We start from the raw sequence: 20,907 nt of genomic DNA, 5'->3' as shown, positions 1-20,907 counted from the left end.
GCATTAATCGCCGGCGTGGGTCGCGATGACCTCCTGCCGCCGCCCCGCGGCGCTCGGCAGCGCTGAGGGTTCGGGCTGTCCAATCCACTCCTGCCGCAAGGCGGCGATGGTGCCGTTGAGCATGCTGGCCTTGTAGCGCATGCGCAATCGCGTCGCACTCATCGGCAGCAGCCGGCACAGCTGTGCTGCGATGCCATAGGCCAAGCCGCGTAGACGTAGACCGGCGGGCAGCCCCGATCTGCTGGCGCTTGCGGCTCCGGCATAGTGGCGACCCTCGCCGCGCCCGTAGCGATAGCCGCGTGCAAGAATCCATGCCTCGGTGAGCTGGGGCGGCCGGACAATGTGCCCGACCAGAGCCTGGGGTACGAACCAGCTTTTGTAGCCCGCCGCTTGCACCCGGCGCAGGAACTCGGTCTCACCGCCCATTGCATAGAGGTGGCGGCTCTCATCCGGACCGACAGCCTCGGAAAACCGGAAACCCGCTTCGAAGACGCTGCGGCGCACCGCCATGTTGGGCCCGAAGATCGCGTCATAAGAGCAGGCGCCGGCCGCGCGCTTCTGCTGCGCATAAAGCACGCTGAACGGCACCGCCGCCTCGGTCAGCCAGGCTGGCCGCGGCTCGCTCCAGTGTGGCAGCACCGTGCCGCCGAACAGGGCAGCCTCCGGATGCGCGTCCGCCGCCTGCTGCATCTGGCACAGCCAGTCGGCAGCCGGCAGCACGTCATCGTCGGTGAGCACCACCAGGCTGCCCTCGAACGCCGGCAGGGCCAGATTCAGGGCGCGATTTTTGCCCGTGGTCGGCTCGAACAGCACGGTGAGCGGCAGTCTATCGTGATAGCCGGCGAGCAGGGTCGCGGTCGTATCGGTGCTGCCATTGTCGACCACCAATAGTTCCCAGCCGCCCTCCGGGCTACGCAGCTGTGTGAAGCAGTCCAACACCGGTGCCAGGGTGTCGGCGCGGTTGCGGGTCGCGAATACCACCGTCATGGCAATCGTCCGGGACCCGCCCGGGTCGGAACCTGGTGTGCCGCTCAGCATGGCTCGCGTCGTTTGCGCCCCAGCAGCACCGCACGCTTGCCTGGACCGCAGCGCAGCGCCTCGCGGGTGAAGCCGCTGGCGTAGGAATGGCGCCAGCGCAGCGCCAGCAGCCAGGTGCTGTGTTTCGGCACGATCCAGGTAAAGGGCAGGGTGATCGCCTCGACCAGCAGGCGGCGCGGAAAGTCGCGGCGCACCAGTGCGCTCTGGCCGAGCAGGCGGCGGGTGCGGACCGTCGAGGCACCCTGCCAGTAGAGGCGGGCGAGCAGCCATTCGGCGTTGAACCGGCGCGCCTGGATCGAGTGGCGAACGACGACCCGCGAATCATAGATCGCCGAGTACCCGGCATCCTGCAGACGCCAGGCCAGTTGCACCTCCTCGTCGGACTGCAGCACCAGCCCCATTCGGCCCAGCGCTTCGGCGAAGCCGCCGATCCGCAGCATCGCATCGCGCTTGAGCACCATGTTGACGCCGTAGGGTTCGAGCGTCGACGGCACTGCGTCGGTGCGATATTCGCCGGCACCCTCATGCTCGATGATCGACAGCACGCCGCGCAACGAGGCCGGCCACCAATCGGGCAGCGGCGATTCCCACTCCGGCAGCACCCTGCCGCCGAGCACCGCGGGGCGGCACTCCTTCTCGGCGAGCACCCGCTGGATTTGCTCGATCCAATCGGGTTCGGCCATCGCGTCGTCGTCGATATAGGCGACGTAGTCGCCGGTGGCGGCGCGGGCACCTTCATTGCGGGCGAGGCTGACGCCTGATTCGTCGAGACGCACCAGGCGGGTGTTCGGGGCGATCTCCGCGATTTGGAGGAGTTCCGCCGCGACCGGTGGCGGCGACCCGCTATCGACCAGCAGGATCTCGAACCCGTCCGGACCGACCGTCTGGTTGGCCAGCGACTCCATGCAGGCTCTGACATAGTCCAAGCGGTCGTGGCTACACACCACCACCGATACTGTCGGCAGTCTGCCGTGGCCCGATCGTCGAGCGAAGGAGGCCTTGCCGGGAGCCGTCTCCCGCATGGGGTCGGGTGTCCGTGCCTTGATCATCGTCTGGGTGCCACGGACCATCCGCACTCCGTTCTGTTCAGACCGTCCGGCCCAATAAGGCATGCCGCAGCGCGCCGCGCCACACCCTGGTGCGAAGGTCCATAGCACAATTTATGAGCCTTGGTGCAGCGTCCATAAAATAGGGTCTGGTTTCATGTCGTCGCCGACCAGAGACTTAACCTGCTTGTATCCGCTGGCCCCAGGTTTTCCGGGCGATGATGCGGTTGTATCCATATCCGCTGACAGGAATTGGGAGGACGACATGACGGAACTGGCGGATATCGGCGTCACCGGCCTTGCGACCATGGGTGCCAACCTGGCGCGCAACGCGGCCCATAAAGGTTTTCGCGTGGCTTTGCACAACCGGACCAATGAAAAAACCCGCAAGCTGGTGGCGGAATACGGAGCGGAAGGTGCGTTCATCGCCTCCGAAAAGCTGAACGATTTCGTCGCCAGCCTCGCCAAGCCGCGAGTCGTGCTGATCATGGTCAAGGCCGGCAAGCCGGTCGACGACGTGATCGAGGAGCTGCTCAACCATCTCGAGGCCGGCGACATCATCGTCGACGGCGGCAATTCGCTGTTCGAGGACACGCGCAGGCGGGAGGCCTTCCTGTCACAAAAGCACATCAATTTTGTCGGCATGGGCGTCTCCGGCGGCGAGGAGGGCGCGCTCGAGGGGCCCAGCATGATGCCCGGCGGCACCCGCAAGGCCTGGGAGCGGATCGCCCCGATGATGACCAAAATGGCGGCCCAGGTGGACGGCACGCCATGCTGCGCGCTGATGGGACCGGACGGCGCCGGCCACTACGTCAAGATGGTGCATAACGGCATCGAATATGCCGACATGCAGCTCATCACCGAGGCCTATGATCTGCTGCGCACCGTCTATGACTGCTCGGCGTCCGAGATCGCGGAGATTTTCGCCGGCTGGAAATCCGGTGATCTCGATTCCTACTTGATCGAGATCACCGCGACGGTGCTCGCAAAGCGGGACCCGCAAGGCAAGGGGGCGTTGATCGACCAGATCCGCGACGAGGCGGAGCAGAAGGGGACCGGCCGCTGGACCGCGCAATCGGCCCTCGAGCTCGGCGTGCCGATCACCGCCATCACCGAGGCGGTGTTTGCACGCGCCCTCTCGGGGCGGCCGAGCCAGCGGCAGGCGGCGGAGGCGGCGCTCGGCGGTTTGCGGCAGGCCGGCGAGAAGCGCTCGGCGGGACGGACCGAGATCGACAAGATCCGCGACGCTCTGTACGCCTCGAAGATCATCGCCTACGCGCAGGGCTTCGAGCAGCTCGCGGTCGCCTCCAAGACCTATGGCTGGGACCTCGATCTCGGGCAGATCGCCACCATCTGGCGCGGCGGCTGCATCATCCGGGCGCGCTTCCTCGATCGCATACGCGAAAGCACCGCAGCTCACCCCGACGCGCAGAGCCTGTTGCTCGCGGATTACTTCCGCGATGCCGTGCTCAAGGCGGAGGCATCCTGGCGCGACGTGGTGGTGCTGGCGGTGCAGAGCGGCATAGCAGTGCCCGCCTTCGCCTCGTCGCTCGCCTATTATGACGGTCTGCGACGCGCCCGCGGGCCGGCCAACCTGCTGCAAGGCCTGCGTGACTATTTCGGGGCCCACACCTATCGCCGGGTCGACGCGGACGGCAGCTTCCATATCCGCTGGTCTCAGGACGGCACCGAGATCGCCGGATGATCGTCGATAAGCAAACGACTTCATACGCTTAACAGCCGCTTGCAGCGGCTCCGGCGGCCGCGCCACTTGCTTGACAGGTCTGCGCGCGGCCGTTAGCTAGCGGCGGCGGCGAAGGATGCCGCCGGCAAGGCGGGAGAAAACAGACGGACCCGGACGGATCGCCAGAGCCTGGTGGATCTTTCGATCAGCGGTTACGCGCCGCGCGGCACCGGCATGGCCTTGATCCTGAAGCATCCCTGCATGATCCTGGGAACGATCCTGAAGACCTTCGCAAGCCGCGCGCGCCGGCCGGCGAGATGGGTCTGGCGGTGCGTGTCGGGATGGAGCTGGTGGCCGGTGTCGTCGTCGGACTGGCGATCGGATGGGGATTGGATGCCTGGCTGCGGACGCGGCCGGTGTTTACAATCATCTTCGTGCTGCTCGGGGGTGCTGCCGGGATTGTCAATGTCTGGCGTTCGGTGGGACAGCCGCCGACACGCTAGGTGAAGTGCTGTGGGTCCTGAGTAAGAGGCCCGGTTGGGGGGAAAATTGGCGGCCGGACAGAACTCGATCGACGCGCTTGGGCAATTCGAGCTGCACCCGGTCCTGGGCCCCCTGGGCTCGCAGTTGCATGTCAGCCAGTCCGTGCTGACCATGCTCGCGGCCTCCGTGCTGATCCTGCTGTTTCTATATGTGGGGATGCGACCGCGGGCGGTGGTGCCCGGACGCCTGCAGGCGGCCGCCGAGCTGTCCTACGAATTCATCTACGACATGGCATCCGACCAGATCGGACGCGAGGGCAAGCGCTTCTTCCCGTTCGTGTTCACCCTGTTCTGCTTCATCCTGGCCGGCAATTATATCGGCCTGCTCCCGGGCGCCTTCACCTACACCAGTGAGATCGCGGTGACCGCGGCGCTGGCGATCACGGTTTTCATCCTCGCGGTGAGCGTCTCGCTGATCAGCCAGGGCCTCGGCTTCTTCAAGCATTTCATGCCGGAAGGCGCACCTGTCGCAATGGCGCCGCTGCTGGTGCCGATCGAGATCCTGACCTTTCTGTCGCGCCCGATCAGCCTGTCGATCCGGCTCTGCGCCAACATGGTCGCGGGCCACGTCATGTTCGAGATGTTCGCGGCCTTCACCATTCTGCTTGGCGGCTTTCATTTCATCGGCCCGGTGCTTGGGGTGGCGCCGCTGGTCGTAAACATTGCGCTGATGGCGCTCGAACTGCTCGTCGGCGCGCTCCAGGCCTACGTCTTCGCCATCCTGACCTGCATCTATCTGCGCGAGGCGGTGGCGCACTGAGCTTAGCCGAACAGCCGGCCCGATCAGCCGGATCACCGCCATTCTCTTTCAAAATAAGGACAGTCTCTTATGGATATCGCAGCCGCCAGGGATATCGGCGCCGGTCTCGCGGTCATCGCCCTCGCCGGGGTCGGCGTCGGCATCGGCAACATCTTCGCGGCCCTCGTGTCCTCGATTGCCCGCAACCCAGCCGCGCGTCCGCACGTGTTCGGCATCGGCATCCTGGGCTTTGCGCTCACCGAGGCAGTCGCCCTGTATGCGCTGGTGATCGCCTTCATCATTCTGTTCGGCTGATCGGCGGACCTGCCGCGATGGTTCCGGCTCGAAAGGCGCTCTGGCTGGCCCGCCCGCTTTGCCTCGCGTTGCCGCTTTGGATCGCCGCGGCCGGGGGCGCCTGGGCGCGCGGCATGCCGCAGCTCGACTTCAAGAACCCGCTGACGATCTGGCAGGTGGTATGGGGGGCTGTGGTGTTCGCCGGCCTGTATCTCATGCTGAGTCGCTCCGCGTTGCCGCGCGTGGCCGCGGTGATCGAGGATCGGCAGGGCCGTATCGACACCGATCTGGAAGCGGCGCGGCTGGCCAAGTCCGACGCCGACCGTGCGATCAGCGAGTTGCGCCGTGCGCGCCGTGAGGCCGCGGCCGAAGCGCAGGCCAATCTCGATCGTGTCGCCGCCGAAGCGCGCGAGGCGGCGGCCGCGCGTGCGCGGGAGATGAATGCGCGCCTCGACGCCGAACTTGCGAGCGCCGAGCAGCAGATCGCGGCTGAACGCAAGCGCGCCCTCGGCTCGCTGGGTGGCATCGCCAGCGAGACGGCGCAGCTCCTGATCGAGCGCGTCACCGGCCAGCCGGCGGACCGCGCCTTGGTCGAGCGCCGGGTCGCGCACCTCGCGGAGAGGTCCGGCTGATGCTGCACGCTTTCATCACCGCGCCGCGCTTCTGGTATACCGTTGCCTTCGTGCTGTTCTTCGTGCTGCTCGGGCCGCGCCTCTTCCGGCCGGTGATGGCGATCCTGGACAACCGCGCGCGGCAAATCCGTCAGGATCTCGACGAGGCCGCCCGCCTCAAGCGCGAGGCCGAGCAGATGCTGGCCGAAGCCAGGCGGGAGCGCGAGGCCGCACTCGTCGAAGCCAGGCAGATGATCGAGCGGTCCCACCAGGAGGCGGTACGTATCGCCGAGGCGGCGCGTCGCGAGGCGGAGCTCAGCGCGCAGCGTCGCGAGCGCATGGCGCATGACCGGATCCATGCGGCCGAGCGCGCCGCCGTCACCGAACTGCGCACCCGCGCGGCACAGCTGGCCAGCGAGGCGGCGCGCGATGTGGTCGCAACCCTGCTCACCGCGGAGACCGACGCCGCCCTGATCGACCGCGCCATCGCCGGGCTGCCGGCGGCGTTCGCCACCCGGATCGAGGCTGCGTGAACGAGACGGGCGTCCGCCTGTCCGTGGTCGCGACGGTGCTGAACGAGGCCGAGAACGTTCGGCCGGTGCTCACTGAACTGGCTGCCGCCTTACAGCCGCTGCGGCCGTTCGAGGTAATCTTCGTCGATGACGGCAGCACCGACACAACCCGCGCCGAATTGCTCGCCTGCCGCGCCTTGCTGCCGGAGCTGCGGGTGCTTGGCCATGACCGCCGCTGCGGCAAGTCGGCGGCATTGCGCACGGGCGTTGAGGCGGCGCGCGGCACGTGGATCGCCACGCTCGACGGCGACGGCCAGGACGACCCGGCGGAGATTGCCGCGTTGCTTGCGCTTGCCGAAGGCGCGAATGGCGCCTCACCCCTGGTGGTCGGCGTCCGCGTCACTCGCCACGACCGGCTGTCGCGCCGTCTCGCCACCCGCATCGCCAACGGGCTGCGCCAGCGCCTGCTCGCCGACGGCTGCCCGGACACGGCGGCGCCGATGAAGCTGTTCGCGCGCGAGGCGTTCCTGCGTCTGCCGCAGTTCGAGGGGCTGCACCGTTTCCTGCCGGCTTTGCTCGGCAGCTACGGCCACCCGCTGCTGTGCAGGCCGGTCGTGCATCGCCGGCGGCTGCACGGCACCTCGAAATACACCAATCTCGAGCGCGCTTTGGTCGGGGTGCGCGACATGGCGGGCGTGATGTGGCTGCAAAAGCGCACCGTTCGACCAGGACAGGTCACCGAGGTCTGAAGCGCCCCATGACGCGACTGGGACCCCGCCAATATGCGGCGCTGGCGGCGTTCGCGCTCGCCATCTATCTGCCCGGGCGCGCGTCGCTGCCGCCGCTCGACCGCGACGAGGCGCGTTACATGCAGGCGACGGCGCAGATGCTGCAGACCGGCAACTTCGTCGACGTGCGCTTCCAGAACCAGCCGCGCTACCTGCAGCCCGCCGGCATCTACTGGCTGGAGGCGGCCGCCGTCGCCGCCACCGGCACCCTGCATCAGCGCGCGGCCTGGGCCTGGCGCATCCCGTCGCTGCTGGCCGCGGTCACCTCGCTGCTGCTGACGGCTTCGATCGGGGCGGCATTGTTCGGCCCGGAGGCCGGCCTGTTCGCCGCCCTGCTGCTCTCGGTCTCGGTGCTGATGACCGCCGAGGCGCGCATGGCGACGATCGATAGTTGCCTGCTCACGACGGTGCTGCTGGTCGAGTGGGCACTCCTGCGCGCGCTGCGCGACCGCGCCCAAGAGGTCGCCGCACCGGCCTGGACCGCGGCCTTGTATTGGGGCGGGCTCGGCGTCGGGCTGATGCTCAAGGGTCCGGTGATCCTGATCCCCGGCTTCGGCACGCCGCTGGCTTTGGCGCTCCTGGAACGAAACGCACGCTGGTTCGGCCGTCTGCGTCCGGCTTGGGGGGTGCCGCTGATGCTGGCAATCGTCCTGCCCTGGATGATCGCCATCGGTGTGGTCAGCCACGGCTCGTTCTTCTCCAACGCGGTCGGCGTCAATTTCCTCGGCAAGATTGCCTCCGGCCAGCAGGCGCACGGGCTGCCGCCGGGCTACCACACGCTGGTCTTTGCACTCGCCTTCTGGCCAAGCTCGTTCTTCGCCGCCGCCGCCCTGCCGTTCGTCTGGCTGCGTCGCAGGCAGCCGGAGGTACGCTTCCTGCTCTGCTGGATCGTCCCCGTCTGGCTGGTATTCGAGCTGATCGCCACCAAGCTGCCGCACTACGTGCTGCCGGCCTACCCGGCGATTGCGATCCTGGCCGCCGCCGCCCTGACCGCGCCGGATGGCTGGACCTTGCCACATAGCACCATCGGCCGGGTGCTGCTGCTGCTCTACGGACTGCTCTGGCTGCTGGTCGGCTTGGCCATCGTGGTGGCTGGCCCGATCCTGCTCTGGCGTTTGCAGCATATGGTCAGCCTGCCGGCGCTGCTCGCGGCAATCGGGGGCATCGCCCTGGTCGCGGCCGCGGCCTGGCTGGCGCTGGTCCTGCGCGAGCCACGCCGCGCCCTCGGGTTTGTCGCGGCAGGGGCCCTGGTCACCTATGCGAGCCTGTTCTGGGTGGTGCTGCCGAACCTGCGCATGATCTGGCTGAGCCCGCGGATTGCCGCGATGGTCGACGCGGTCAAGCCCTGCGCGGACAGCCGGCTCGCCTCCGCCTCGTTCAGCGAACCGAGCCTGGTGTTCCTGGTCGGAGGCAACACCGACCTGGTCAATGCGCCCGGTGCGGCCGACCTGCTGGCGCGCGACCCACGCTGCGCCCTCGCCTTGGTCGGCACCCGCGACGAGGCGGCGTTCCGCGCCCGCCTCGCCCACGATCATATCGCCGCGCGCCCGCTCGGCCATCTCCAAGGTATCAACTACTCGACCGGCAAGCGCCTGTCGCTCACGCTGTATGGCGCGCGTTGACGAACGCCGCTTCCGGCAGGGAGTCCTCTCCGGCGAGGCGCAGGCGGACCGCGCTTCCCTCGCTGTCCAGCGTGCGCTCGACGGGCTCGCCGTGACTGGCAAAGCCATGCGCCTGGGTGATCCGCCCGTGCGTCGTATCGATCACCTCGATCTCCGAGGCGTCGGTGAAGGGGGTGGTGGTGTCCGGCGAGGCGACCAGCACCCGATCACCGATCGGCACCAGGTCGAACGCCCCCCACAGGCTCCACCACCGCCCCCGCCAGCTTGCGAGATCCGGCGCCGGTGGCCCCGCCTTCGCGAAACGGTCGAGGATATGCAGTACCCCGTCGACCCAGCCATTGGCCGGACCGTCGATGGCGTTGATGACAAGCGCGACCGAGAGGCTCCAGTCCGGCACCACGCAGGTGCGGCTCTGGCATCCCTGGAACGCGCCGGAATGGCCGAACCAGGCATGACCGTGGGCGGTGCCGGTGATGATGCCGAGACCGTACTGCACATCGGCTTCGGAGTAAGGCGATTTCCAGTGCGGTCGGGTCATCTCGCGCCGGCTAGCGATGGAGAGCGGACTTTCGGCAGCGGCCGCATCGAGGCTTGCAAAAAAGCGCGCCAGATCGCCGGTGGTGGCGACAAATCCAGTGGCGGCGGCCAGCGCACCTGTCGGATTGCGGCCGGCGATGGCCATGCGGCCGACCGGCAGCTTGCCGGTATGGCCGGTTGCCAGCGGCTCGGCGGCCCCGGCCGGCATGTCCGGCGCCGTCTCGTGCAGGCCCGCCGGGTCCAGCAGCTCACGCTGCAGCCAGGGTGCGAATGCCTCGCCGGTGACCGCTTCAAGGACAAGACCGAGCAGCCCGAAGCCGAGATTGGAATATTTGAACCGCTCGCCCGGGCAGAGCACCAGCGCCTGCGACAGCTGGTGCCGGAGTCCGGCGGCGTCGGGGAACGGCTTCTGGTCGTTCCAGTGGCCGCATTCGGTGCCGTCTCGCATCAGGCCGGCGCTGTGCGAGAGCAGTTGCCCGATCCGGGCCGACGCGAGCGGATCAGGCAACCCGGCGACGTGGGCTCCGACAGGGTCGTCCAACCTGAGCCGGCCGGCTTGCACCAGGGCCATCAGGGCGGCGGCGGTGAAACTCTTCGAGTGCGACGCGACCCGAAAGCGATGGCGTGGGGTGAGTGGCGTGGCGTGCGCAAGGTCTGCCATCCCAAAGGCGCGCTCGAACAGCACACGGCCCGCATGCGCGACGGCGATGGCGCAACCCGGCTCACCGCTGAGGCGCATCTGAAAGCCGAGCCAGTCCTCGACATAGTCCAGGGCGGGCGCGAGCCAGGCGTTCACGACGTCTCCGGAGTGTCGGCGCTGGCGATCATGCGTTCCAGCGTGCCAGGATCCAAGCGGGTTTCCAAGCAAGGGAACGACGATGGATCAAGCCCGCTACGACGCCATCATCATCCGCTCCGGCCCGGGCGGCGGCTCGATGGCCTGGAAGCTGGCGCAGACCGGCAAGCGCATCCTGCTGATCGAGCGCGGCGATTATCTGCTCCGGCGGCCGCGCCAACCGGGACAGCTAGGCGGTGTTCGTCGACTCGCAATACCGGGGGCCGGAGACCTGGTACGCCTCGAACGGCGACAGCTTCCATCCGGGACTGCATTAATGTGTCGGCGGTAACAGCAAGGTCTACGGCGCGGTGCTGTTCCGGCTGCGCGAGCGCGATTTCGACGTTGTCCATCATCCCGATGGCGTCCGACATCTACCCGTACTTGTTTGACCGCAGCCTGTAACTTGGCAAACAAGAACCGATCGGTGGCACCATGCATCAGGGCGGGACACTGCGCTTTGGTAACGGTCCAGTCAACTCGGTGCTCGATGCGAACTGCAAGGCGCACGATCTCGACAATCTTTATGTCACCGACACTGACCATCGTTGCCAATGCGCTGCGCGTCGCTGATGCGTGAAAGCAAGCTCTATCGCACCCGTCCGCGCCGCGGCCGACGGAACCGCCCACGCACCAGATCGAGCAGGCCGCGCCCTGCCATTCTGCCGGCGGGGCCGACGACCGTTGCTGTGACGGCGGAGAAGGCAAAGGCGCTGCGCATCGCGTTCAGGTTCTGGTCGCGGGTGATCCGCGCCTCGATTTCGACCGCACCGGGCGGCTTGCCGCGTCCGAGAAGCGCGAACACCACGACGAACAGGACGTCCACGCCGAGCACGATGAACGAGGCCCAGACTTTTCCGGTGTTCCATGGCCCGTAGCACAGCACCCAGAGCACCACGTGCGCCGAGATCATTGCAAACAGGCCAAACAAGGCGGCCACCACCAGGAACGCGGCCCGCTTTGCATAGCGCAAGCCGATTCGCTGCCAACGTTGTGCCTCGGCTGCAGCGGCCAGCTTGCCGAATTCAACAGCTTTCATGTGCGTCCCGGTCTCAGCGCGATATTCGGCCGAGCAGATACCCCACGACGGTCGAGATGGCGATTGCGATCAAAGGCTGATGACGCACTTTGTCCGAAACATTGGCAACCTGCGTGTTGGTCATGTCACGCGCGCTACTGACGGCGGTTTCAGCCTTGCCGGCCGCATCCGCAAGAGCGGGTGTCACCCGTTCGTTGAGCAGTTGTTCGACCATGGCGCGTAGGGACTGGAGCTGTTCCTGGGTATCCTGGACCGCCTCTTTCGTTTTGTCGGAAACCGTCATGACTCACCCCCGCCTGATTGCAGCCCGCCAACGCCGCACGCTGCGACAAGTTGCCGGCGTATGAACCCGTCGCAACGGTTGGAAGTGCATGGCCTGCGGCTGACGGATGACGGCGAGCCGGTTGCGCTGTCGGTCGGCAGCGGCGAGTGCGTGGCACTCCTGGCACTCCCGGGACAGGCCACGCCGACGATCATGTCGGACCTGATCGACGAGGTTGCGGGGCATGGTCGGGCCAGCGCTGCCAGCGGCAGTCGCATCATGGTGGAGGGGCGCGATGTGACCGCGCTGCCGCCCGTGCTGCGCGGGATCGCGATCCTCTCCGAGCGGGATCCGCTGCTGGACCATCTGAGCGTGCGCGACAATTTGGGCTTCGCGCTGGCCGCCAGGCGCATGCCGGCCGCCGGCCGCCATCGGGTCGACCAGGCGCTTGCCTTGCTTGGGCTTGAAGCCGAGGCGAACCGGCGTCCCGGCCGCCTCGATCCGGCGCAACGACTGCGCGCGGCGCTGGCGCGGGCGCTGGTCGGCGATCCCGGGGTGGTGCTGCTGGACGACCCGCTCGGCCGGATCGCGCCAGGGCCCCGGCACGATACGCAGCTTCTGCTGCGCCGGCTCGCGCGGGCGCGCGGCCTCGCCTTGCTGTTGCTCACGCATGATCGCGACGAGGCGCTGATGATGGGGGAGCGGATCGGCATCCTGACAAACTCCGGGCTGCGTCAGTTCGGCACCGCCGCGGAGCTGCTCGACAGGCCTGCCGATGAGCAGGTGGCGGTCGGCTTCGGCGCTGCCAACAGCCTGAGCGGCAGGGTGGAATGGGTCGAGGACGACGTCGCCCGGGTCAGGCTCAGCGCCGGGCCGAGCGTGGACGCGATGGCCTCACGCGATCTGCAAGCCGGGGCTTCGTGCGTGGTGTGCGTGCGACCCGAACGCGTTGCCGTCGCGTTCGCGGCACCTGGCCAGGAGGATCTGGGTGGCGCCTTCGGCGGCGATGGCCTCGCCGGTACGCTGTCCGACCTGGTGCATCTCGGCGATCACGTGCAGCTGCGCGTGCGCCTAGCGGCAGGGGGCGAGGTGCTGGTGCGCAGGCCGGCGTCGCAGCCGACCACGGGACTGCGCCCCGGACGCGCGGCACTGCTGGCTTGGCCACCGGCGCATGCCGTGGCCTTCCCGCTGGGTGGGTGACTCCGGGCACGTGACTCTGGGCAGGCGATCCGGGCGGTTCCAGCGCGCCAGAGAGTGCGCTACAGAGAACGGGCTTCGGCTGTACAGAGAAAGTCCCGGTCCCTGAGCGTTCTTTGCCGCGATCCGCGCACCATGGTCCGCCGCAAAGGATCCCGCATCCCCCCCGTTCTTGTCCTTCTGCGGGCCCCTGGTCTCCATCTCTGGTTGGCGGGATGTCTGCTGCTCTGGTCCACCGGCGGCGCTGAGGCTGCCCATACGCCGAGCCTGCGCATCGCCACCTTCGGCGGCGGCGTGCAGGCGGCGCAGCAGGCCGCCTTGTTCACCCCGTTCGCCGCAAGCAACAACGTTCGTTTGCAGGCCGCCGACTGGGACGGCCGGCTCGAGACCCTGCAGACACGCGCCGCCACCGGCCACGAGGATTGGGATCTGGTGTTGATGGAGGCGGCGCCGCTGCAGCTCGCCTGCCAGCAGGGCCTGCTGCTCGCAACACCTCTCGTTCCACCCCTGGCCGCGCCCGGCGCCACCGCGAATCCCGCTCCCGCGCCGGACAGTTCTGGCAAGGATTGCGGGGTCGCGGCGTGGCGGATGGACCTCGTGCTGGCCTGGGACAAGAGCCGGGTTGCGGACACCCCGACCTGGAACGATTTCTGGAACGTGGCGCAGCGCCCCGGAAAACGTGGGCTGCGGCATGATCCGCGTGGCACCCTGGAGATTGCGCTGCTGGCCGACGGGGTCGCACCCGGCGACGTCTACCGCACGCTTGCCACGCCCGACGGCGTGGACCGGGCGTTCCGCAAGCTCGACCAGCTCAAGCCTTATATCGTCTGGTGGAACTCTCCGGCCGATGCGGTGCGGTTGATCGAAAGCGGCGCTGCCTTGATGACCAGCGCGCCGGCCGGCGAGGTGATGGCAGCAGGATCCCTTGACCATCGCAGCTTCGGCACGCAATGGGCGCAGAGCCTCGGCATTCCGATCGACTGGGCGATCCCCCGCACGATCCCGCCCGACCACCAGGCCCCGGCGCAAAAGCTGCTGGGGTTCGTCGACAGCCCAGCCGGGCGCGCCGACTTCCTCTCGGCCTATCGCGCGACGCTGCCAAGCGAGGATGGGCCGGCAAGCAAGAGTGGGCCGGCAAACGAGGACGGGCCGGCAAGCGAGGGTGGCAAGCAGCCGACCGTCAGCCCAACCCTGATCATGGATGACGGCTTCTGGCTCACGCACCTGGTGCCTCTGCGTCGTCGGTTCGATCGCTGGGCGGACGCCAAGTGAGCCTGCGCGAGACGGCGTGGGCCGCCTTGACCGTTTTGTTGATCCTGCCCGGCACGGCGGCGTCGCTGTTGCTGGCGCGGCAGGCACCTGTTTGGCAGGCGGCGCTGGCCCTGCCGATGATCCTGTTGCCGTCGCTGCTGGCCCTCGCCCGGTTGCAACGGCATCAGCGTCGGGTGGCCTTCGGCTTGGGCGCCGGGCCGCTGGTACGGCTGCGCTGGATCTGGCTGCCGCAGCTCGGCCCGGGTTTTGCCACCAGCCTGCTGCTGCTGGTTTTGTTCGCCTTCGCCTTCCGCCTGCTGGCCCGCTAGCTGGATCAAACGCGCGCGACACCTTATCCTGAATGCATGTCCGAACTCGCCCCGTTCTGGAAACGCAAACGGCTCGACGAGATGAGCCCACAGGAGTGGGAGTCGCTCTGCGACGGCTGTGGCCGCTGCTGCCTGCACAAGCTGCGTGACGACCAGACCGATGCCGTCCTCTATACCAACGTGGCGTGCCGTCTGCTCGATACGCAAAGCTGTGCCTGCTCTGACTACCCTCACCGCATGCGCAAGGTGCCGGACTGCGTGCAGCTTTCCGCGGGTAGCCTCTCGGAGATCGACTGGCTGCCGCCGAGCTGCGCCTATCGACGCCTGCATGAGGGCCGTGGGCTCGCCTGGTGGCATCCTCTCGTTTCCGGCCGCCGGGAGAGCGTGCACGAGGCCGGAATTTCAGCCCGGGGCCGGGTGGTCAGCGAGCGTCAGGCCGGACCGCTCGAACACCATATCGTCGCCTGGCCCGGTCAAATGCCGCGGGTGCGCCGCCGCGCGCCGCCGGGCGGCATGTGAGCAGGGTCTCGCAGCACCCGTCGGAGATGCTGCTGCTGCCGACCGGGGAGACGTCGGTGCGCTGGCGCCGCTCGCGACAGGCACGCCGTGTGTCGCTACGAATCGATGCCCGTGCCGGCGCTGTGGTGGTGACCCTGCCACCCAGGGCGGCGCGCCAGGCCGGGCTGGAGTTGCTGCGGGTTCATTCGGATTGGGTTGCGGGCAAGCTCGCCGCTCTCCCTGGGCGCACCGAAATCGCTGCCGATGCGACGGTCGCACTAAGCGGCGTGCCGCACGTGATCAGGGCCTGCCCGCGGGCAAAGCGCGGCGTGTGGATCGAAGCAGGGGAGATCCGGGTCAGCGGCGAGCCGGAATTCCTGTCGCGCAGGGTCCTCGACTTCCTGCGCGGCGAGGCCAGAATCAGGCTCGGCGCCTGCGCGCACGGCATCGCGACCGCATCGGGGCTGCGGCCGCGACGCGTGGTCATCAAGGATACCAGCAGCCGCTGGGGAAGCTGCTCGCATGACGGCGTGGTGATGTTCAGTTGGCGCCTGGTAATGGCGCCGCCGGACATCCAGCATTACGTGGTGGCGCACGAGCTGGCCCATTTGCGCCATCTCGACCATGGTGCGCGGTTCTGGGCACTCGTCGCACAGCTCACGCCGCACCGCACCGGCGCCGAAGCCTGGCTGCGACGGCACGGCCCGGCATTGCTGCGTATCGGGTAGCCGCGATAAGACGCCGCTGCGCGGCTTCGCCGCGACAAGGGGCGCCTTCGCGGCGGAGCCGCGACGAGAGGCTTCAATATGGCCGCATGGTGGAATGGTAGACATAGGAGACTTAAAATCTCTTGCCCTCGGGCGTGCCGGTTCGAGTCCGGCTGCGGCTATTCCCGGTTCAGTGCATACCACCGACATAGGCCCGCAGGCTTTCGACTTCCGTCGCCTGTTGGTCAAGACGCGCCTTGACGATGTCGCCGATGCTGACGAGACCCACCAGCGTCCCGTCCTCCATCACCGGCAGGTGCCGCACTCGATGGTCGGTCATGATCCGCATGGCCTCGGCGGTGGTGCCGTCGCGCGAGATCGTCCAAAGCGCCTGGGTCATCAGCGCCGAAGCGGGCTGATCGAGAGCCGCGGTGCCGTGGCGCGCCAGGGCACCGATGATGTCGCGCTCGCTGAGGATGCCGAGCACGCGACCGGGCTCGTCCATGACCAGCACCGCGCCAATCCTGCGCTCGCCGAGCAAATGGACAACGTCCGTGATCGGGGTGGTGGGCGGCACGCGGATCACGTCGGTGCCCTTGGTGCCGAGAATTGCCGCAATGCTCATGGCCAGTTTCCGCCTGTCGCATGTTTTTGTTACGGCGAGTGTCGCGCCGGCACGACCGCAAGTCCAATCCCATTCAGGAGAGGCCAGCCTTTCGGGAAGCCAGCCTTGGCGCTGGCGCGCCCGCACCCCATTTCCGGGACATGACGAAGTTTTCGATGCTCGACCTGTCGCCGATCGTGGAGGGCGGCGATGCTGGCCTGGCACTCCGCAACACGCTCGATCTCGCGCGGCATGCCGAGGCGCTCGGCTTTTCCCGCTATTGGTTGGCCGAGCATCACAACATGCCCGGGATTGCCTCGGCGGCAACCGCTGTGGTGATCGCCCACGTCGCCGCCGGAACCAGCCGGATACGGGTGGGATCCGGCGGCATCATGCTGCCGAATCACGCCCCGCTGACCATTGCCGAGCAGTTCGGAACGCTGGCTGCCCTGCATCCCGGCCGTATCGATCTCGGCGTCGGCCGCGCGCCCGGGTCCGACCAGCGAACCATGCTGGCGCTGCGACGCGATCCCACGAGTGCCGATCGGTTCCCGCACGACGTGATCGAGCTGCAATCCTACTTCCGCCCGGCGAACGCGGACCAGGCAGTACGGGCGGTGCCGGGCGAGGGCCTTGAGGTGCCGATCTGGCTGCTCGGATCGAGTCTGTACAGCGCCCAACTCGCGGCCATGCTCGGGTTGCCGTTTGCATTCGCCTCGCATTTCGCCCCCGACCTGATGGAGCAGGCGGTGCGTCTCTATCGCGAACGGTTCGAGCCGTCCGCCGTGCGCGAGCGCCCCTACGTCATGCTGGCGCTGAACGTAATTGCCGCCGAAGACGATTATGCGGCGGAACGTCTATTCACCTCCGCCAAGCAGCAATTCATGATGCTTCGCCGTGGGATGCCAGGAAAGCTGCAGCCGCCGGTGGACAGTATGGAGGGGCTCTGGACACCGCCTGAGGCAGCCGGGATTAAGCGCGCCTTATCCGCATCGGTGGTTGGTAACCGGGAAATCGTGGGCAGAGGTCTGGATAGCTTTATCGAGCGGCATCAACCGGATGAGTTGCTCATCGCCTCACAGATCTACGACCACGCTGCTCGGCGACGGTCCATGACGATGGCGGCCGAACACCTGGGAGCACTCCAGCCAGCCTAGATCAGAACAGCTTATTCAGGCGCAACTGCTCGACGATCTCCGGACCCGCGGTAAAGATCAGGTTCAGAACCACGCCGACGCCGATCGCAACGAGCCCAAAAATCACGTAATGTTGAAAAGCGAACGTGAACACTGCATCAAGCATCTCACGGTTCCCACGAAGCGATCCCGGAAAATTCCTCCTCTTGACTATTACGTATAACGCAGGTTGTGCTCGAAGTCACGCTTGCGACCGCATTTTGGGGCAATTTTCACGAAACTTGGATGGCCTGCAGCACGGCAATGCTCTCCACACAAGCGGCGGCCGCCTCCCGGCCCTTGTTATGGGCGTCGTTGCCAGAGCGCGCGACCGCCTGCTCCTCGGTGTAGGTGGTGAGAATGCCGAAGCTGATCGGCACTTGGGTGGCCAGTGATGCCTGCATCAGACCGATCGACGCGCCGAGGCTGATGAACTCGAAATGCGCGGTGTCGCCCTTGATCACGCAGCCCAGGCAGATCACGCCGCCAAAACGACCGGAACGCGCCAGCGCCTGGGCGATGAGCGGCAGCTCGAAGGCGCCCGGGCTTTCGAACACATCCGCCTCCTGCAGCGTGATGCCGTGTTCCGCCAGCCAGGCCTGAGCGCCGTCGCGCAGGCCCCCGGTGATCTCGGGATTGAAGCGGCTGATGACCAGAGCCAGACGCGGGGTGTCGGTGGTCATTCCGCGGCAACCGGGCCGGCCGCATGCAGCGCGTGGCCCATGCGCAGACGCTTGGATTCGAGATAGGCAGCGTTGTGCGGATTGGGCGGGATTTCCAGCGGCACCCGCAGCACCACCTCGATGCCGCTGGCACGCAGGCCCTTGATCTTGTCCGGATTGTTGGTCAGCAGGTCCAGCGCGCCGACGCCGAGATGGCGCAGGATGCGTGCCGCAACCCCCCAGTCCCGTTCGTCAGTACCAAAGCCGAGCCGGTGGTTGGCCTCGACCGTATCAAAGCCCGCATCCTGCAACGCGTAGGCGCGGATCTTGTTGGCCAGACCGATGCCGCGCCCTTCATGACCGCGCAGATAGACCAGCACCCCGGCCGGACTTTCCGAGATGTGCCGTAGCGCCATCTGCAATTGCGCGCCGCAGTCGCAGCGCAGCGAGCCGAGCGCATCGCCAGTCAGGCACTCCGAATGCAGGCGCACCAGCGGCCGTGTTACCGAGGCCGGGTCGCCCTTGACGATGGCGAGATGCTCCAGCCCGTCGCGCGGGTCGCGAAAGGCATGCACCATGAAATCCCCCGACTGGCCGAAGGCGCTCGGTAGGCGGGCGCTGGCGAGCGGCTCCAGGGTCTCGGCGGGTGCCGCGATCGGCCCGTCCATACCGCAGGCGGCCAGCGCCAGGCGATGGCGCACGAGTTCGGCGATGCTGACGATCGGCAACTTGTGCTGCTCGGCAAAGCCGCGCAGCTCCGCCAGGCGCGCCATGCGCCCGTCGTCGCGCATGACCTCGCAAATCACCGCCGCCGGGCGCAAGCCGGCGAGCCGCAGCAGGTCGAGCGAGCCTTCGGTGTGGCCAGCCCGTGCCAACACGCCACCTGGTGCCGCACGCAGCGGGAACACATGCCCCGGGCTGACGAGATCCTCAGGCCCGGACCCGTCGGCGCAGGCCACCTTGATGGTATGGGCCCGATCATGCGCGGAGATGCCGGTGGTGACACCGTGCCGCGCCTCGATCGAGATGGTGAACGCGGTGCCGCGCGGGGCCGTGTTGTTGCGTACCATCATCGGCACATGCAGCCGGTCGAGTTGCGCCGCCTCCATCGACAGGCAGACCAGGCCGCGCCCGTGCGTGACCAGGAAGTTGATCGCCTCCGGGGTGGCGTGCTCCGCGGCCAGGACCAGGTCGCCCTCGTTCTCGCGGTCCTCGTCATCGACCATGATGACCATGCGCCCGGCTTGCAGCGCCGCGATCGCCTCCAGCAAACTGCGGCCGGGTTCGGGCGGGTTCAGTTCGGACGCTGACATAGTTGCTCCACATATTTGGCGATCACGTCGACTTCGACATTGAGGATGGCACCGGGTGCGAGGGTGCCGAGGTTGGTCTGCTCCCAGGTGTGCGGGATGATCATCAGCGCGAGGCCGAACCGACCCGGCACTTCGGACGCCGGCAAGGCGTTGATGGTCAGGCTTATGCCGTCGAGCGTGATCGAGCCCTTCTCGACGCAATAACGGCGCAGCGGCTCGGGCAGGTCGAGCAGCAGCGACCAGGCATCGCCGCGCGCCTCGACCGACGCGAGGGTGGCCACGCCATCGACATGGCCTTGCACGATGTGGCCGGACAGCCGGGTCGAGGGCGTCACCGCGCGCTCCAGATTGACCCGCCCGCCTGCCACCAGCGTCCCCAGGCTGGTGCGCGCGAGCGTTTCCGGGCTGACGAAGAAGGCGGCCATGCCGCTGACATCGAATTCGGTGACGGTCAGACAGACGCCATTGACCGCGACACTCTCGCCCAAAGCCAGGTCGGCGAAACCGGTGTCGACGACGAGCCGTTCGGCGTCCGATGTGATCGCCCGCACCCGGCCGAGGCGCTCTATGATGCCGGAGAACATGCGACCTCCTGTCGCGCCGAGGCCACGCCCTCGATCAGGCGCAGCGGCGAGATTGCCTTGCGGCTGCGCAGCGAGACATGGTCGCGGCCCTGCCTGTCCTGGCTTATGCTCAGCCAGTCGTCCCAGAGCGCGTCCTGCTCGATGCAAGCGAGCAGGCGCGGGCCGGCCTCGACCAGGGCCCACAAGGCGCCCTCGTCAGCGAGCCGCCGCAGCAGCGACGGCAGGTCTGGTGCGGTGCGCAGCCCCAGGCCACGTGCCTCGGTCTCGCGCCGCCAATCCTCCGGCACCCCGCCTGCGCGATCGACGACCCCGATGAGACGCCGGCGCGTCGGATGGTCGGGCACATGGCGGACGGTGAAATGCGGCCGGTCGGCCAGGATCGTGCCGACGCCGGTGATGATCGCATCCGAGGCGCGGCGCAGCCGATGCGCCAGCGCCAGTGCGGCGGGTCCGGTGAAGGTCCGGGCGCCGGCGGGCGGGATCATGCCGCCGGAGGCGTCGAGCGCCTGCTTGACGGTGATCCAGGGTCGCGCGTCGGTGACCCGCGTTGCGAACGGCGCGATCAGGGCCGCGCAGTCGCGCGCGCAGTCAGAGTTTGCGGCCGGCCAATGCACGTCGAGCCCGGCCGCAGCAAGCCGTGCCGCACCGCCGCCGGTAACAAGCGGATTGGGGTCCGACGCACCGATCCACACCGAGCGCAACGGACTGGCCAGGATCGCCTTGGTGCAGGGCGGCGTGCGCCCGGTATGGTTGCAAGGTTCGAGAGTGACGATGGCGGTCACGGCGCGATCGAGGGTGCCAGCCTCCCGGCACACTTGCAGGGCCAGCGCCTCGGCATGCGGCTCCCCGGCACGATGATGCGCCGCCACGGCCAGGATGGTTCCCTCGGCGTCCAGGATCGCGCATCCGACCGGCGGGTTGGGCGCGGTCGCACCGATGAAGCGCGCGGCTTCCTCGATGGCGGCACGAAAGCCACCCGCCACAGCCCTGTTGTCATCGTGCCTTGCGGCACCCAAGCTCAACATCGACGCGTCCCAC

The 20,907-nt window shown here is 67.8% G+C and carries 27 protein-coding genes and 1 tRNA gene; 17 read left to right on the top strand and 11 right to left on the bottom strand.

Translation table 11 applies throughout. From position 1 onward, the window contains the following. Window positions 1–3: 3 nt before the first annotated feature. Together ACQY4K_RS09280 and ACQY4K_RS09275 are read right to left on the bottom strand one after the other, a co-directional pair. On the bottom strand, window positions 4–987 hold the full coding sequence (locus ACQY4K_RS09280) for a glycosyltransferase (protein WP_428395450.1): 984 nt from the start codon (window positions 985–987) through the stop codon (window positions 4–6). Between the two features lie 44 nt (window positions 988–1,031). After that, window positions 1,032–2,060 (bottom strand): glycosyltransferase family 2 protein, encoded by a 1,029-nt coding sequence (locus tag ACQY4K_RS09275; RefSeq protein ID WP_428396040.1) that lies wholly within the window; start codon window positions 2,058–2,060, stop codon window positions 1,032–1,034. A gap of 289 nt (window positions 2,061–2,349) precedes the next feature. On the opposite strand from ACQY4K_RS09275, the gene gndA reads away from it, so the two are divergent. The 8 genes from gndA to ACQY4K_RS09235 all read left to right on the top strand — a co-directional run bounded on the left by gndA (window position 2,350) and on the right by ACQY4K_RS09235 (window position 8,876). After that, complete coding sequence (gene gndA / locus ACQY4K_RS09270; RefSeq protein WP_428395449.1) at window positions 2,350–3,789, top strand: NADP-dependent phosphogluconate dehydrogenase; 1,440 nt, start codon at window positions 2,350–2,352, stop codon at window positions 3,787–3,789. A 296-nt stretch (window positions 3,790–4,085) separates the two neighbouring features. Next, on the top strand, window positions 4,086–4,271 hold the full coding sequence (locus tag ACQY4K_RS09265; protein WP_428395447.1) for an AtpZ/AtpI family protein: 186 nt from the start codon (window positions 4,086–4,088) through the stop codon (window positions 4,269–4,271). 46 nt (window positions 4,272–4,317) lie between these two features. After that, the gene (locus tag ACQY4K_RS09260; RefSeq protein ID WP_428396039.1) at window positions 4,318–5,070 is read left to right on the top strand and encodes a F0F1 ATP synthase subunit A; all 753 of its coding nucleotides are present in this window, start codon (window positions 4,318–4,320) and stop codon (window positions 5,068–5,070) included. A 69-nt stretch (window positions 5,071–5,139) separates the two neighbouring features. After that, entirely contained in the window at window positions 5,140–5,364 is a 225-nt protein-coding gene (locus tag ACQY4K_RS09255; RefSeq protein ID WP_428395445.1) for an ATP synthase subunit C family protein, read from the top strand. Between the two features lie 17 nt (window positions 5,365–5,381). Beyond that, window positions 5,382–5,975: a hypothetical protein gene (locus tag ACQY4K_RS09250; RefSeq protein ID WP_428395443.1), complete on the top strand. Its 594-nt coding sequence runs from the start codon at window positions 5,382–5,384 to the stop codon at window positions 5,973–5,975. After that, the gene (locus tag ACQY4K_RS09245) at window positions 5,975–6,487 is read left to right on the top strand and encodes a F0F1 ATP synthase subunit B (RefSeq protein ID WP_428395441.1); all 513 of its coding nucleotides are present in this window, start codon (window positions 5,975–5,977) and stop codon (window positions 6,485–6,487) included. Before ACQY4K_RS09250 ends, ACQY4K_RS09245 begins: the two co-directional genes overlap by 1 nt. Continuing rightward, window positions 6,484–7,215, top strand: coding sequence for a glycosyltransferase family 2 protein (locus ACQY4K_RS09240; RefSeq protein ID WP_428395439.1), 732 nt, complete (start codon window positions 6,484–6,486; stop codon window positions 7,213–7,215). Before ACQY4K_RS09245 ends, ACQY4K_RS09240 begins: the two co-directional genes overlap by 4 nt. Window positions 7,216–7,223: 8 nt before the next feature. Then, window positions 7,224–8,876: an ArnT family glycosyltransferase gene (locus tag ACQY4K_RS09235; RefSeq protein ID WP_428395437.1), complete on the top strand. Its 1,653-nt coding sequence runs from the start codon at window positions 7,224–7,226 to the stop codon at window positions 8,874–8,876. Here the strand turns inward: ACQY4K_RS09235 and ACQY4K_RS09230 are convergent. Continuing rightward, window positions 8,854–10,209: a serine hydrolase domain-containing protein gene (locus tag ACQY4K_RS09230; RefSeq protein ID WP_428395435.1), complete on the bottom strand. Its 1,356-nt coding sequence runs from the start codon at window positions 10,207–10,209 to the stop codon at window positions 8,854–8,856. The two genes, ACQY4K_RS09235 and ACQY4K_RS09230, sit on opposite strands and share 23 nt — an antisense overlap. A gap of 82 nt (window positions 10,210–10,291) precedes the next feature. Here ACQY4K_RS09230 and ACQY4K_RS09225 point away from each other — a divergent pair, with 82 nt between their 5' ends. Next, window positions 10,292–10,540 carry a hypothetical protein gene (locus tag ACQY4K_RS09225; protein ID WP_428395433.1) on the top strand — a complete coding sequence of 83 codons (249 nt, stop codon included), beginning with the start codon at window positions 10,292–10,294 and terminating at the stop codon, window positions 10,538–10,540. Between the two features lie 143 nt (window positions 10,541–10,683). Next, window positions 10,684–10,821, top strand: a complete 138-nt coding sequence (locus tag ACQY4K_RS09220) for a GMC oxidoreductase (protein ID WP_428395431.1) — start codon at window positions 10,684–10,686, stop codon at window positions 10,819–10,821. A 16-nt stretch (window positions 10,822–10,837) separates the two neighbouring features. On the opposite strand, the gene ACQY4K_RS09215 is transcribed toward ACQY4K_RS09220, so the two are convergent. Both ACQY4K_RS09215 and ACQY4K_RS09210 read right to left on the bottom strand, forming a co-directional pair. Then, entirely contained in the window at window positions 10,838–11,287 is a 450-nt protein-coding gene (locus ACQY4K_RS09215) for a hypothetical protein (protein WP_428395429.1), read from the bottom strand. 13 nt (window positions 11,288–11,300) lie between these two features. Beyond that, window positions 11,301–11,570, bottom strand: coding sequence for a hypothetical protein (locus ACQY4K_RS09210; RefSeq protein WP_428395427.1), 270 nt, complete (start codon window positions 11,568–11,570; stop codon window positions 11,301–11,303). A 60-nt stretch (window positions 11,571–11,630) separates the two neighbouring features. On the opposite strand from ACQY4K_RS09210, the gene ACQY4K_RS09205 reads away from it, so the two are divergent. The 6 genes from ACQY4K_RS09205 to ACQY4K_RS09180 all read left to right on the top strand — a co-directional run bounded on the left by ACQY4K_RS09205 (window position 11,631) and on the right by ACQY4K_RS09180 (window position 15,713). Beyond that, entirely contained in the window at window positions 11,631–12,749 is a 1,119-nt protein-coding gene (locus ACQY4K_RS09205) for a TOBE domain-containing protein (RefSeq protein ID WP_428395423.1), read from the top strand. A 204-nt stretch (window positions 12,750–12,953) separates the two neighbouring features. Beyond that, the gene (locus ACQY4K_RS09200) at window positions 12,954–14,018 is read left to right on the top strand and encodes an extracellular solute-binding protein (protein ID WP_428395421.1); all 1,065 of its coding nucleotides are present in this window, start codon (window positions 12,954–12,956) and stop codon (window positions 14,016–14,018) included. Beyond that, window positions 14,015–14,326, top strand: coding sequence for a hypothetical protein (locus tag ACQY4K_RS09195; protein WP_428395420.1), 312 nt, complete (start codon window positions 14,015–14,017; stop codon window positions 14,324–14,326). Before ACQY4K_RS09200 ends, ACQY4K_RS09195 begins: the two co-directional genes overlap by 4 nt. A 36-nt stretch (window positions 14,327–14,362) precedes the next feature. Then, window positions 14,363–14,845, top strand: coding sequence for a YcgN family cysteine cluster protein (locus tag ACQY4K_RS09190; RefSeq protein WP_428395418.1), 483 nt, complete (start codon window positions 14,363–14,365; stop codon window positions 14,843–14,845). 26 nt (window positions 14,846–14,871) lie between these two features. Then, entirely contained in the window at window positions 14,872–15,552 is a 681-nt protein-coding gene (locus ACQY4K_RS09185) for a M48 family metallopeptidase (RefSeq protein WP_428395416.1), read from the top strand. Window positions 15,553–15,632: 80 nt separating this feature from the next. Further along, window positions 15,633–15,713 (top strand) — tRNA-Leu (locus ACQY4K_RS09180). A gap of 8 nt (window positions 15,714–15,721) precedes the next feature. On the opposite strand, the gene ACQY4K_RS09175 is transcribed toward ACQY4K_RS09180, so the two are convergent. Continuing rightward, window positions 15,722–16,156, bottom strand: a complete 435-nt coding sequence (locus ACQY4K_RS09175; protein WP_428395414.1) for a CBS domain-containing protein — start codon at window positions 16,154–16,156, stop codon at window positions 15,722–15,724. Window positions 16,157–16,296: 140 nt separating this feature from the next. On the opposite strand from ACQY4K_RS09175, the gene ACQY4K_RS09170 reads away from it, so the two are divergent. Further along, entirely contained in the window at window positions 16,297–17,292 is a 996-nt protein-coding gene (locus ACQY4K_RS09170) for an LLM class flavin-dependent oxidoreductase (protein ID WP_428395412.1), read from the top strand. Window position 17,293: 1 nt separating this feature from the next. Here the strand turns inward: ACQY4K_RS09170 and ACQY4K_RS09165 are convergent, their stop codons facing one another. The 5 genes from ACQY4K_RS09165 to ribD form a co-directional block, all read right to left on the bottom strand. After that, a complete protein-coding gene (locus tag ACQY4K_RS09165) occupies window positions 17,294–17,437 on the bottom strand; it encodes a hypothetical protein (protein WP_428395410.1) in 144 nt (47 codons plus the stop codon). Between the two features lie 106 nt (window positions 17,438–17,543). Then, entirely contained in the window at window positions 17,544–17,993 is a 450-nt protein-coding gene (ribH, locus tag ACQY4K_RS09160) for a 6,7-dimethyl-8-ribityllumazine synthase (protein ID WP_428395408.1), read from the bottom strand. Further along, a complete protein-coding gene (gene ribB / locus ACQY4K_RS09155) occupies window positions 17,990–19,285 on the bottom strand; it encodes a 3,4-dihydroxy-2-butanone-4-phosphate synthase (protein WP_428395406.1) in 1,296 nt (431 codons plus the stop codon). The genes ribH and ribB overlap by 4 nt, the downstream gene beginning before the upstream one ends. Beyond that, window positions 19,267–19,869 (bottom strand): riboflavin synthase, encoded by a 603-nt coding sequence (locus tag ACQY4K_RS09150; protein ID WP_428395404.1) that lies wholly within the window; start codon window positions 19,867–19,869, stop codon window positions 19,267–19,269. Before ACQY4K_RS09150 ends, ribB begins: the two co-directional genes overlap by 19 nt. Then, window positions 19,851–20,894: a bifunctional diaminohydroxyphosphoribosylaminopyrimidine deaminase/5-amino-6-(5-phosphoribosylamino)uracil reductase RibD gene (gene ribD, locus ACQY4K_RS09145; RefSeq protein ID WP_428395402.1), complete on the bottom strand. Its 1,044-nt coding sequence runs from the start codon at window positions 20,892–20,894 to the stop codon at window positions 19,851–19,853. Before ribD ends, ACQY4K_RS09150 begins: the two co-directional genes overlap by 19 nt. Between the last annotated feature and the right edge of the window lie 13 nt (window positions 20,895–20,907).

The sequence above is a fragment of the Lichenicoccus sp. genome (assembly GCF_965276875.1).
In the GTDB taxonomy this organism is placed as follows: Bacteria; Pseudomonadota; Alphaproteobacteria; order Acetobacterales; family Acetobacteraceae; genus Lichenicoccus.
The sequence above is the reverse complement of the archived record's forward strand: the minus strand, read 5'-3'. Positions and strand labels throughout refer to the sequence as shown.